General features: G+C 47.5%; 11 protein-coding genes. 6 read left to right on the top strand and 5 right to left on the bottom strand.

Annotated elements, in window-relative coordinates:
- Positions 1–2: 2 nt before the first annotated feature.
- From JW881_21095 to JW881_21105, 3 genes are all read right to left on the bottom strand, one after another.
- Complete coding sequence (locus JW881_21095) at positions 3–734, bottom strand: TIGR04255 family protein (protein MBN1700020.1); 732 nt, start codon at positions 732–734, stop codon at positions 3–5.
- Between the two features lie 125 nt (positions 735–859).
- A complete protein-coding gene (locus JW881_21100) occupies positions 860–2,077 on the bottom strand; it encodes a TlpA family protein disulfide reductase (protein MBN1700021.1) in 1,218 nt (405 codons plus the stop codon).
- Positions 2,078–2,119: 42 nt separating this feature from the next.
- Positions 2,120–2,527: a DUF1573 domain-containing protein gene (locus JW881_21105; GenBank protein ID MBN1700022.1), complete on the bottom strand. Its 408-nt coding sequence runs from the start codon at positions 2,525–2,527 to the stop codon at positions 2,120–2,122.
- A gap of 255 nt (positions 2,528–2,782) precedes the next feature.
- On the opposite strand from JW881_21105, the gene JW881_21110 reads away from it, so the two are divergent.
- The 6 genes from JW881_21110 (at position 2,783) to JW881_21135 (ending at position 12,351) form a co-directional block, all read left to right on the top strand.
- The gene (locus JW881_21110) at positions 2,783–5,158 is read left to right on the top strand and encodes a leucine-rich repeat protein (protein MBN1700023.1); all 2,376 of its coding nucleotides are present in this window, start codon (positions 2,783–2,785) and stop codon (positions 5,156–5,158) included.
- Between the two features lie 97 nt (positions 5,159–5,255).
- A complete protein-coding gene (locus tag JW881_21115) occupies positions 5,256–6,956 on the top strand; it encodes a hypothetical protein (protein MBN1700024.1) in 1,701 nt (566 codons plus the stop codon).
- Positions 6,953–8,743, top strand: coding sequence for a glycosyltransferase family 39 protein (locus JW881_21120; GenBank protein ID MBN1700025.1), 1,791 nt, complete (start codon positions 6,953–6,955; stop codon positions 8,741–8,743). The genes JW881_21115 and JW881_21120 overlap by 4 nt, the downstream gene beginning before the upstream one ends.
- A 7-nt stretch (positions 8,744–8,750) precedes the next feature.
- A complete protein-coding gene (locus JW881_21125; GenBank protein ID MBN1700026.1) occupies positions 8,751–9,821 on the top strand; it encodes a radical SAM protein in 1,071 nt (356 codons plus the stop codon).
- The gene (locus JW881_21130) at positions 9,808–10,494 is read left to right on the top strand and encodes a glycosyltransferase family 2 protein (GenBank protein MBN1700027.1); all 687 of its coding nucleotides are present in this window, start codon (positions 9,808–9,810) and stop codon (positions 10,492–10,494) included. Before JW881_21125 ends, JW881_21130 begins: the two co-directional genes overlap by 14 nt.
- A 12-nt stretch (positions 10,495–10,506) precedes the next feature.
- Positions 10,507–12,351 (top strand): glycosyltransferase family 39 protein, encoded by a 1,845-nt coding sequence (locus JW881_21135; protein MBN1700028.1) that lies wholly within the window; start codon positions 10,507–10,509, stop codon positions 12,349–12,351.
- A gap of 14 nt (positions 12,352–12,365) precedes the next feature.
- On the opposite strand, the gene JW881_21140 is transcribed toward JW881_21135, so the two are convergent.
- Both JW881_21140 and JW881_21145 read right to left on the bottom strand, forming a co-directional pair.
- Positions 12,366–12,839: a GtrA family protein gene (locus tag JW881_21140; protein ID MBN1700029.1), complete on the bottom strand. Its 474-nt coding sequence runs from the start codon at positions 12,837–12,839 to the stop codon at positions 12,366–12,368.
- 95 nt (positions 12,840–12,934) lie between these two features.
- Positions 12,935–13,487: hypothetical protein (locus JW881_21145; GenBank protein ID MBN1700030.1), on the bottom strand; the 553-nt coding region annotated here is incomplete at its 5' end.

Below are 13,487 nucleotides of genomic sequence, written 5' to 3' on the forward strand. Positions count from 1 at the left end.
TCTTAATACTCAGGATTTAAGGATTTCAAGAAATCGGGTTTTAATAAATTAAAAAATGTCGTTTTCTCTTTATTGTGACCATTATCGATTATTTTTTTATATTCGATAATATTTATTGAATTAGAGTCTCCAATATTATATATGCAATCTATATCAATAAGTGAACCCACAATTTCTTTCCCTTTAATTTTAACTGGCAAATTATTTGTAATTTTAATGATTTTTATATAGCCTTCATCCTTTATTTCGGTCCTCAAATGAGTACTTTCATCCCGAATTTCTTTATTATTAATTTTTATATCGAGATTTATCTTATTGAATAATAAAAGATCAAAAAAATTTATATATCGAAGACCAATCCGTTGTGTCTTCAATATAATATTTTTCAAATCAATTTTATCTAAAACATCATTAATAAACGAAAAATATTTATCCCAACCAATATATTCATCGATATTCACGAAAATTATTGCACGTGGTCCAATATTAAATTGTAATGGCTCCTTATCATTAGTAAGTGAGTAATGCGCATTATATATTAAGCTTGGATCTTTTGATCGTATAGCCTCGGGAATTTGTAAAATAGGCAATTTCCTTACGTGCGGAAAATCTGAGGAAATTTTTGAGTAAATTACTCCAAATACGGCATCATCTGGAAGCATAGAAGTAAATCTGATCTCAATATCTGCCTCTATTATTGGACAAGGATTAATATTTTTTGGTAAATCATTCATTACTATTAAATATATAGAATAATTTAAGGTTACGCAAGAAATTCCTAAAAAATGTCATTTTAAAATCTTTCATATTAATTTAACAATGCTATTAAAAAAACCTTCTAGCTGCTTTAAGACATCTCCTATTCCGCAAGCAATGCCTTGATCATTCGTTCGAGGTAGGTGAAATTTCCCGCGTTGAAGTAACCGTCGCGGACAATACCGCCCTTGCCGATGAGAATGTAGCCCGGAACCGAATCGATGCCGTAGTCATACATGAGCGCCGGACCGATCGCCACGGGCCACGTAAGGTTTCTCTTTTTGTAATAATGATTTTTCATGTATCCGGCTTCCTCTTCTTCGGAAATCCCTGTTTTGTTTTCATAGCTTCCCACGTACCTCGTCATCCCGACGATGATAAAATCATCACTATCGATACGCTCCCGCAGCCGTTCCAAAAACGGCAGATCGGTATTGCAGGTCCTGCAGTCCCAGGTGAAAAAATCGAGTAACAGCACCTTTCCCGTTTGTTCGGACAGATTGCCGGGCATTCCCTTGCCGATCACATGGTCACAGGAGGGGTTTATCGCCTTGCCGCCGAGTACCTGCAGTCTTTTCTCATATATCCCGAGCTGGACCTTGTCTCGTTCGTCCGAAAACTCATCCCGCGCCTGACGCAGTACTTTGTATGCTTCCTCGAGTTCTCCGATTCTGCTCATGATAAACATTCTCAATCCGGCGATATAGAGCAGCGGGACCTTGTTCTTCAATTCGGGATCCGCTTTGATCGAATCGAGTAGTGTCGTCGCCAACCGGTAATACACCCGCGCTTCCCGGTAAGCCCCTGTCTCGGCATATCCCAGCGACAGCATGAAGTAGCAGTAAAGTTGTTCGTCCGGTGGAAAAATGGCAATGGTGACGTAATTCAGGATCTCGCCGGGTTCGATAAGGTATGCGTTCGAAAAATAAAGCTGGATCAGGGATTTTTCGTATTTTGTATCCGCGTATCTGATGAAAAGGGTTTTCGCGATCGTGATCAGCATGAGTTCGTCGTGGGCGATATCGGCGATTTCAATGAGACCCTCGAGATCCTCCTTTGACCGGTCTTCAAGAGAAATCCCTTCGAGAAACCGCATTGCCGTTTCCGCCCTCAGGTTCATTTCCCGGTAATATCTGTCGTGCGTTTCCAGATAGGCGTTACCCTTTTTTTCCTGCAGCGACTTCTCGATTTTCACGGCCGCAAGGCGCATGCTTTCAAGCTTCGCAAGCTGTTCTTCGACCGTACCCGCATCCTCCTGTCCGCACGAGCAAATTGCCAGGAGAAATAGCAGCATGAAAGGCCGTATGGTTTTCATCATCATCGATTAATTCCTTTCCCCGTTTACCGGCATTATAGCAACGGTCTATTTTGGAACAACCATTCCCTCGAGGGTCAGCATCGGTTGTGTCTCCGGAATGTTCGTCTGAACGGTAATCACTTTTGCCATATATCCCGAAAAACCAGTTGTCCGTATGTCTCCGGAAATGACACCGCTGCCGCCGGGTTCGATTACTCTGTCGAATCGTTCAATCGATAGACACCAGCATGACAGTAAAAGATCATTGATGACAAGCACTTCGCTTCCGGGATTCGAAAAAGAAAATGAATACGGGACACGATCCCCTTCCCGTACTTCACCGAAATTGACCGCGTCTTTCTCGAATACGATTGCGGGTCCCTTGATCGTTTTTCCGAAACATCCCGGTAATAAAAACAGGATAATGGTAAAAAACAAAAAAATCCCGGTTGATCGTTTGCTTTCGACAGACATTTCTTTTTTTCCCTGTATCAGTTGTACAAATTCCTCGTAAAAAAATCAACCCGTTCTTCCCTCGCCGAACCCTCTTCATATCGAGGCCCCCTTTTTATGAATATCGTGATTACCGTCATCGGACAGGTCCGATTCCCGACGTCGCCATCCCGGCCGGCCGCAGGATGTCGCATTTACATAATAACGGTGAACCGGTATACTTACCGCTGTTGATGCCGAGGTATTTATCCGGCGGGACGGGGAGGACAAACGAATATGGAGAAAAAACTCATCATCATGATCGTAACGATATCGATAACGGCGGTTATCGTCTGTGTAACCGGATTTGTCCTTATTCCGGAGTTGTCCGGAAATCCGTCTGTACGAAACGTGAAAGCATTGCTTGCCGACTACGATATCCCGGGGGCATTCGCTTCCGCCGAAAAGGGAATCGGGCTTTTCCCCGACAACGTGTCTTTGCGGCTGTTTCTGTTGAAGACGGTCAATATCTCGTTTTACTGTGCTTATCCTTTCTACTACGGTTTCAGCAATCACCCCCTGGTGATAGAAACGGTCGAACGATTCGGGAAGGGGACACACGCGGAACTGGTATCGGAAACCGGGCATTATTTCTGGATAAAAAACGAAAAGGACAGGGCGATACCATATTTCGAGAAGGCGGTCGAACTCGATCCCGGTTATTACCAGCCATACAATTTTTTGGGGAATTATTATTACGAGACCGATCTCGCCCGCGCGGTCCAATATTACGAAAAACTCTTCGCGTTGAAACCCGAGTCCCTCGACTTTCTGGGTATCTCCATCATCGACGAGTACATCGACAACCGTATCATCGGGAATACGGGGGTGAAACGGCTTTTTCTGAACGATCCTTCCCCGAGGATCCTCGATAATCTTTCCTTATTCAAGCGGTTGGAGTTTTTACAGCTGACCGGTCCTTCGGTGACAGACGGTTATTCGGGCTATATCCGGAAATCCCCGCACCTGAAAGCCCTCTGTCTCCGACTCAATTCGATATCACGGATCGAACAACTCGACGGCCTCGATGACCTCCTGTTTCTCGCAATCAACGACAATACACTGGACAAAATTGAAAATATCGGGCTTCTCGGCAATCTCAAGGTACTCGACCTGCGGGGAAACCGGATCTCCGCGATCGCGGGTCCGGAAAGTCCGCCTCACATCGAACGGCTTTATCTGAGTCACAACATGATAACGAAGATTGAAAACCTCGAAGGGTTGGCCGGCCTCAGGCACCTCGATCTCTACGACAACCTGATACAAAGGATCGAAAACCTCGACCGCCTTCCCGATCTCGAAATCCTCAATCTCTATTTCAACCGAATCACGACCATCGAGAACCTCGATTCGTCAGGGAACCTCAAACACCTTTACCTCAGGGGAAATTCGATCTCGAAGCTGGAGAACCTCGACGGTCTTTCCGGCCTCGAAACCCTCGACCTTTACGGGAACCTGATCGAAACCATCGAAAACCTCGAGGGGTTGACCGGCCTCACGATACTCAATCTCTGTAAAAACAAAATCGAGCGGATCGAACATCTCGATACCCTCGTGAATCTGAGGGAACTCGATCTGCGGATGAACAGGATTGATGCGATCCGGAATCTCGAACGGCTGACGAATCTCCGTAGCCTTTCATTGAGTTATAACGGCATCCGGAAAATCGAGAACCTCGACGCATTACGGAACCTGGAAACTCTTTATATGAGTGTGACCGAAATCGAAAGGATCGAAAACCTCGAAAGGCTGACCAACCTGAAACACCTCTTCCTGGGCGGGGCGCACATCAAAAAAATCGAAAACCTCGATACACTGACACGGCTTCAAACCCTATACATGAGCGGCAACGAGATAAGCAGGCTCGAAAACCTGTCGGCACTGACGAACCTCACCTCCCTCAATCTCGGCACCAACCTCATCGAAAAAATCGAGAACATCGGGACGCTGTCGCACCTCGAAACCCTCGATCTGTACGAGAACAGGATCGCCATACTCGGAAATGTCGACGGTCTGACCGGCCTCAGGAGGCTGTATCTCGGGAACAACCGCTTTGGAACCGGGGATGAAACCGTGCTTCAAATTCCCGCCTCGCTGAGAAACCTGAAAGCCCTCGCTATCGGCGGCCCCGGCTATATGGAACCGGGACACATCCGAGATCTCCGGGGCCTCGAATACCTGGAAGCTATCGAGGAACTCGAGTTTTCGTATCAGGACCTGAGCAAACTCCCCGATATTTCAACGTTAAAAAAACTGACCAAATTACATCTCGAAAAACACACTCACCTGGCGCCCCTCGATTTCAAGCGATTCCCCCCTTCGATCACCTCCATGATTCTCTGGAATGTCAACCTCACCGATCTCGACGGTATCGGGCATTGTGAAAATCTCCGCACCCTGTGGGTCGGCGACAATCCCCGTCTCGAAAGCATCGCCGGGGTGAACGACCTGAAACACCTCGAGGAACTGAACATCGGTCTGTGCAATAATCTGCCTGAATCCGAACTCCTTAATCTTCTATCGGTCGATACTCTGATGACGGCACTCGATCAATACCCGCCCCGTATCATCGAAGCACTTCAAATGAAAGGGATAACCGTCAAAATGTACTGATCGAAAACTTCGGACGATTCACCGGAACCCGTATCTTGACAAATTCACCTTCCGTATATTACATTATTATACGGCAATACAATGATAAGGACGTTATATGTATATTCTTGGAATATGGGACGGTCACGATTCCGGGATCGCGCTGCTTGAAAACGATACCATTCTCTTTGCGATCAACGAAGAACGGTTGTCGAGAAGAAAACTCGATATTGCCTTTCCGGAAAAATCGATCGAATATGCTTTGCGCTACGCGAATATAAAAAAGAAAGATGTCGGTGTCATTGCCGCTTCCACGACCGAATTCGCCAAAACATTATGGCGGTTGTTCCCGTTTCTGAAGGAAAGCTACTACCTGCTGCGACGCAGGAAAAAGGAATATTCCGCCCTCGATGCGGTCAAGAAACAGCTGAAATACAAGATTACGGAGCTACAGTTCGACCCTGTTTCACGATGGATCAGCACATCACTTTTAAAACGCAAACTGAAAAAGATGGGTTTCAGAAATTTCCGGTTGTCCCTTTTCGATCATCACTTCTGCCACGCGGCAAGCGCAGCCTTTTCGAGCGGATTCGATAAAGGTCTGGTCATTACCATCGACGGCATCGGGGACACCCTCTCGTGTACCATAAGCTCGTTTGTCGACGGAAAGCTCGAACGGATCAAGGCGGTTTCCGGGAGGAATTCTTTCGGGATATTTTTCGAACACGTCACCAATCTCCTCAACATGAGGGAACTCGAAGACGAGGGCAAGGTGATGGCCCTCGCCAATTACGCCCTGGTCATCGAGGACGATAAGAATCCCCTTCTCGATTTCTTTACCGTCAAGGGCCTCGAGGTGAGGGCACGATACGGATCGCTTAAAACCTATAAAAAACTGAAACAAATTCTCTGGAAATATCCTTCCGAACAGTTTGCCTATATGGCACAGCGTACACTGGAACTCAAAATTACGGAACTCGTCAGGAACGCCGTCAAGGAAACGGGATTGAAAAAACTCTGCCTTTCCGGGGGGACATGTTCCAATATAAAGGTAAACATGCTTCTCAAAAATCTGCCCGAAGTCGAGGATGTGTACATTTTCCCCCACATGGGAGACGGCGGGCTTGCTTTGGGAAGCGCGATGGCGGCGAATTACCGGCTCAACGGGAAATCACGATATGATGTTTCGAAGGTTTACTTCGGCCCGGAATATTCGGATGATTACATAAAAACCCTTCTTGAAAAAAGCGACCGGAACAAAATACGATACACCTTGAGTACGTCGATCGAAAAGGATGTCGCCGCAATTATCCATGAAGGAAATATCGTCTTCTGGTTTCAGGGGAGAATGGAGTACGGACCGCGGGCCCTCGGTAACAGAAGTATCCTGGCCCCGCCGCATTCACAGGAAATAAAAAACGAATTGAATCTCGTTCAAAAAAAACGGGTGTGGTATCAGCCGTTTTGTCCGTCCATGCTCTATGAGGATGCAAAGGAAATCCTTTTGGACCTCAAGGGAACGCCGAACGCCTTTATGACCATGGGGTACATGGTAAAAAAGGACAAACTGCCCCTGGTACAGGGGGTGATCAATATCGACGGTTCATGCAGACCACAGATCATCAGAAACGAAAATCCGCGATACAAGCGGCTGCTTCAAGAATATAAAAACCTGTCGGGAAGCGGAATACTGCTTAATACCAGTTTCAATATACACGGAGATCCCCTTGTCTGCTCGCCGGAGGACGCACTTGCCACATTTCTGAATACAAAAGCACGATATCTGGTTCTCGGTAATTACCTGGTGAGAAAACCATGAAGGGATCACCGGGTGAACCTCCCGCCGTCGACAACGGATTAATCGATAAAAATCCGCCCGCAGACCGTATATTCACCGTTAAAAACATCCTGATTGTCAATATACTCATAATCGCTTTCCTTGCGGTCGCCGCTTTCATCATACTTCTGCTATCCGGGATGCAGATCCACGAATTACATTCCTTTCTCGCCTCCTATTATGTATATCTGCTCGAGTTCAATTTCTTTCTTCTCCTCTGCGCGTGTTTCTTCAACATACGATATATCAGGGAAATATGCCGGGAAATCGGGAAAAAGCCCCTCCTTCTGCTGCTTTTATTGGCGGTTGCCGGGATGATCCTGGTATCGGCCGTCACCCCGCGTCACCACCGTTCTTTTTACGACGAGGACATCTATAACAGCATCGGCCAGTGCATTGCATCACCGCACAAACGGGCGGTCATGTGTAATGAAGGTTATTACGAAAACGGGGAACTGAATGTCGCTACGGAAGAATACAACAAGCAGCCGGCGGGTTACCCGCACCTTATCAGCATCATTTTCAGAATCTTCGGGACGAACGAAATCCATTCGTTCGTCATGAACAACGTCCTCTTCGGGTTGACGATCATCGTGGTTTTTTTTATTTCCTTTCTCCTGTTTAAAAACACCTTCGCGGGACTCATGGCTTCACTCGCCTTCTTCTGTATACCGGCCAACCTCCAATGGTTCAATACATCGTCGGTCGAGCCCGCGGCCGCCTTTTTCGCGGCCCTGGCCGTGTTTGCCCTGCTGCTTTATATACGAAACAAAAAGCCGGCGACCCTCTTCTTTTTTGCCGTATCGCTGGCATTTTCATTCAATTTCAGGACGGAAAGCATCATTATCGCCTTTGTCGCGCTGCTCGTCATCCTGTTGAAAGACATCCGGATCCTGAAACGGAGAGATCTGTATATCTTCGGTGTCCTGTTTCTGATCCTTTCAACCGGGATATTCCTCCATCTCTATTCGGTGAGAGATTACGACTGGGGGGCGGGCGAGAACGTAAAAAAGATCTCGACCGACTTTTTGCTTCCCCATCTCTCGACGAACACCCTCTTTTATTTCAATAATGCATTTTTTCCCGTGTTCTTCACCCTGCTTGCGATCACCGGTCTTGTCTTTTACAAAAACAGGGAACATATCAGAGACAAACTCATCCTGCTAGGATGGTTTGTGGTCTTCTGGGCCATGTTTCTCGTCTTTTATGCGGGTGAATACAACTATAATGACTGGCTCAGTATCCGTTTCACGGTCCTCACCCATGTCCCCTTATCGATACTGATCGGTCTGGGGGCATCGTTTCTGCGCGGACTTTTGACCGCGCGATTCAAACGGATCCCGGCGGTCCTGCCGCTTTTGGTGATCGCGAATCTGGTCTATTTTATGCCGTACATCCGCTCGGAAGCGGGCGGTGAAAACGAAATGAGCAGAATGGATCATCACTACGCGATGGAGTTCATCTCCCTGATGCCGGGAAACTCGATCATCTACACCCACAACCCGAACATGTTCCTGATCCACAAGCAAAGCGCGGTCCAGACCTCGAGTGAAACCTACCGGCCGGGGATTATCGAGTACCATCGCCAGCGGTTCAACGACAATGTCTATATCCACTATAATTACTGGTCAAATTTTCCGAATGACCTGCAACGGGGATTTACCGAACTGATTTTGAACAAATACAAGTACGAGATTATAAAAGAATATTATTACAAGCAATACAAATACGGTCTGTACAAAATAACGGGAATAAGGGAATCCGGATAAGAAACCGATGACGTTTGCCAGAAAAATCAGAGATTATCTCCTCTTTGCGCGGAACATCGTGCTTTCCTCATTCAACGCCCTCCCGTATCCGTACAAGCTGACCTTCGCGATTACGAGCAAATGCAATCTCCGCTGCCTTACCTGCTGCGTATGGAAACGGAAATCGAGCGGCGAATTGACATTCGATGAAATCGACCGGTTTTTCCGCCTCAACCCGTTTTTCAACTGGATCGATCTCACCGGCGGGGAGATATTCCTGAGAAACGACCTGCTCGATATTACGAAAAGCATCAGAAAGCATCTCCCGCACCTCGTTCTCCTCCACTATCCCACGAACGGGTATCTGACCGACCGTATCGTCGCGGTGACGAAGGAGATCGCATCTCTGAGGTTCAATAAAGTGGTCATTACCGTGAGCATCGACGGTAACCGGGAGGTTCACAACAGGATACGAAACTCCGACCGTGCTTTCGACCGGAGTATCGCGACGTACCGTGAATTGAAAAAGATCAAAAATATCGAGGTCTATATCGGTTGTACATTATCACCGTTCAACATCGACCACTTCGAAAGCTTTGTCGGGGATTTGAGGGAATATCTTCCCGATATCGGCGATTCCGACATACACCTCAACATCTACCATTATTCGGAAAATCTCTATTCCAACGAACGGCTCGATTTCGATATCGAAAAAAGTATCTCCCTCATCAATGAGTTTGTCTCGAGAAAGGGCTTTTTCCTCGTCAATCCTGTCGCGCTTCTCGAATACGTGTACCTGAAAAACATCGGGCGCTACCTGCGGTCCCGACGTTCACCCTTCCCGTGCAATTCCGGAAGTATCTCCTGTTTCATCGATAACCGCGGCAACGTGTTTCCCTGTACGGGTCTCGATACGAATCTCGGGGATTTGAGGGAGAACGACTTCGATCTCCTGAGAATTCTCTCGAAAGAACGGTCCCTCGCCGTCAATAAAGCGATCAGAAGCGGCAGATGTCCCCATTGCTGGACGCCCTGCGAAGCATATCAGAATATACTGAGTAATTTATTTATAAGGAGAAGATCTCATGGCATTAATTGATCGTTTATGTGTCGTCATCCCGGCGAAAGACGAAGAACAGTCGATCGGCGAAATAGTCCGGGCATGCAAAAAATTCACGAACAAGGTGATTGTGGTGGACGGCAATTCACAGGACAAAACCCGGGATATCGCCGCATCATGCGGCGCGAAGGTCGTGCTGGACCCCGGCAAAGGAAAGGGAAGCGGAATCAGGGCGTCGATCGATCACGTCGATGACGAGGATATCGTCGTATTTATCGACGCGGACGGGTCCCACGATCCGGAGGATATCCCGAGGCTTGTCAAACCGATCCAGGAGGGAAAGGCCGACCATGTCACCGGTTCGCGGCTTATCGGCGGATCGAGCGAGCTTCACGGCGGATTCGACGAGTTCATGCGGTTGACGGGCAGCTCGTTTATCACCTTCTGCATCAACAGTAAATTCAAGGTACAGCTGAGTGACAGCCAGAACGGGTTCAGGGCGATCCGCGGGGCCGTTCTCAGGGACCTCGGCCTCGAATCGAACACGACAACCATCGAACAGGAAATGATCATCAAGACACTGAAAAAAAATTACATCATGGGGGAGGTACCCACGCATGAACACAGAAGAAAATACGGCGAATCCCATATCAAGATGTCCAAAGCCTTTTTCCCCTATATCTACAGTTTCATCAAGCACCTGTATTTTTAAGGAGACATGACAATGCATACCGGGATCGTAAAGATAATGAAATTAATCGTCAATCGGATTGTGAAGGTATATACATTGATTATCGATTATCTTTATATCGCGTTTTTGGGCGTCATCGGCTTTATGCAATACCTGTTTTTGAGATTATCGCATTATCTCGCCTTTGCATTATTTATCGGTATCCTGCTTATATCCCGGAATCTTCCCGTCTACGACCTGCAGCAATTTCTTTCCGTTTATTCCGTTTATCTTCTCGAGGCTGTTTTCATTCTCTTCATCGCTCTTTTCTTCCTCAATATCAAATACTTCAGGGCCATATTGAAAAAAATCGAGGCGAGATATAAAGTTCTGGTGCTTGTCGTCGCGATCGCCGGCATTCTTCTGGCATCTTTTATGGCGCCCCGTGTTCACCGAATATACTACGATGAAGATATTTACAACAACATCGGCCAATGTATCGCTGACGGGCGGAAGGCCGTTTTATGTAACGAGGGATACTATGAAAACAATATTCTCAGGATCGTCCAGGGAGAATACAACAAACAGCCGCAGGGGTACCCCTATCTGACAAGTGTCGTCTTCCGGCTTTTCGGGACGAACGAACTTTTTATTTTCATCCTCAATAATATCCTGCTCGGGCTGGCCGCCGTCGTGCTGTTTTTCATCGTCTTTTTGCTTTTTACCGATGTATTCGCCGCGTTGACGGCGTCACTGGCCTATATCCTGATTCCCGTGAACCTTCACTGGTTCAATACCTGCGCCGTCGAACCGTCAACCGCTTTCTTCATGACTCTGACAATACTTACTTTACTGGTGTATATTAAAAACAGAAAACCGGTCACCCTTTTCCTTTTTATCACGACCTTCGCGTTCACCCTGAATTTCAGACCGGAAAGCGTATTATTGGTCCTGGTTATCGAGTTTATCTTGTTGCTTAATGAATCATATATTTGGACGAAGAAAACGAGACTTAAAGATACTATCATTTTCACGAATATAAACAGGAAAAACCTGAAATTCAGTTATATCGCGTGGGTTGTTTTATTTCTCCTCGCATCGGGCTTCATTCTCCACCTCTTTTCGGTATGGGACAACAGCTGGGGCGCGAGCGGGGAAAAACTGTCCATGAACGATTTTAACCGCAATCTTTTCACCAACTCGATATTCTACATCAACAACCTGAAGTTCCCCATTCTCTTTACCCTTTTTGCCGTTATCGGGCTTATCTTTTATGACAACAGGCACTATATAAAGGAAAAACTTATCGTACTGCTCTGGTTTTTGCTGTTCTGGGGTGTCTTCCTCTTTTTCTATGCGGGAAGCTATGAATACGGCCAGGACATCCGGTTTTCCCTTCTCTCGTTCGCGCCACTTTCGGCATTAATCGGACTGGGGACCTCATCCGTGAGAAACCTGCTCAAGAAAAGATTCAGGGCGATATCGGCCGTCCTCCTCGCGCTTATCGTTTTCTCCTTTACCTGGTTCATTCCGTTTGTCAGATCGATAGGGGACGAGGCGTGGGCCGCGCGGACGGACCACCGCTATGCGGTCGAGTTTACCGGTCTTCTCCCCCCGAACTCGCTTGTCCTGACGCATAATCCGAATATTTTTCTTCTGCACAAGCAAAGCGCGGTCCAGAGTTCGGTTGAAACCTACAATCCCGGTATCATCGAATCCTATCTCGCGGGTTTCAAAGGGGGTGTATATGTCCATTTCAATTACTGGTCGAACGTCGACGATCCTGTCCAGCGGTCGTATACCGAAAATATTTTGAACGCCTATAACTGGCAGGTGATTCGGGAATACCGCTACAGAAATTATCAATACGGATTATACAAAATCATGGGGAAGCTTTGAGGTAAAGGCTTTTATTATTGAGTATCCTGTCTCCCTGAGACATCCGGGTTCCCGTCCGTTCCTGTTTTCTCGACCGGTTTCTTTCTTCTGAACACAAACAGCCGCGACCCGAAATAATTGAAGACAACCCCGGTCCCGACCCCGCAGAGGTGGGCGATCACCTTGAACGGCGGATTGAAAAAGTAAAGAACCCCGTTAAGGACAAGCAGATACACGCCGAACCCGGCCAAAGATGAAAGAAGGAATTTGAACCAGCCGTACAAAGAGAGTTTTTGTCCCGCAGTGACCCCCCTGAAGGTCCAGAAGTGATTCAACGTGTAATTCTGCACGGTCACGGCAAGAAATGCGGCGACGGCGACGGCATTCGGGGGAAGTTTCAGGAGGTCGACGAAGATGAAAAAAATCGTGCTGTTCGAAAGGACCCCGAGCAAACCGACACCGGCAAAATTAAAAAATGTCGAGTTGATGAGGGATTTTATCGTTTTCATTGGCTACATTATCGCATAAACGAAAAAAAAAAACCAGCCGGGAAGCCGTACTCCCCGGCTGAAAAATATCACGGTAAAGCGGGGCCTTTTACCGTCTAGATCGCGGGCACATCGACCCAGAAGCGGATATCGTCGGACAGGTGGCCGCCGATGTGACTGTCCGTCCAGTCATTCGCTTCCTTGAATCGCTGTATATCCGCCGTATTCGGATTGGTGTTACCGGATTCGCCATTCCGGTGGACCGCCCAGTATTTGCTTCCCCAGTAGCTTCTCAGGCGGTTCCAGTTGGAAACATCCGCGCTGCGCGAACCATTGACGGCGTCGCAGAAGCTTCTGTAATCGCTGTAGCCGGCGCCCGCGGTTCGTGACTCATACCAGTTCGCCTTTGTGACGCCGCAGCAGCAGGAATCCCCGCTTTTGCCGTCACAGTATGAATAGTTGGTATCCATTTTTTCGGTTTCCATCATGGCCGCGGCGATCATGTACTGACTCGCACCCGCGTTCGTGAGCGCCCTCTTGTTGGCGCCGAGACCCGATACAGAGTAACATCCGCAGCTCGCGTTTCCCGGACAGGTCAGGCTGGACGGGCATGAGCCGGAACTGCTTCCGCCGCCGCTTGCGATCGATGTGGTCGTCGACCTGTTTGAG

It is taken from the genome of Spirochaetales bacterium (assembly GCA_016930085.1).
In the GTDB taxonomy this organism is placed as follows: domain Bacteria; phylum Spirochaetota; class Spirochaetia; order SZUA-6; family JAFGRV01; genus JAFGHO01.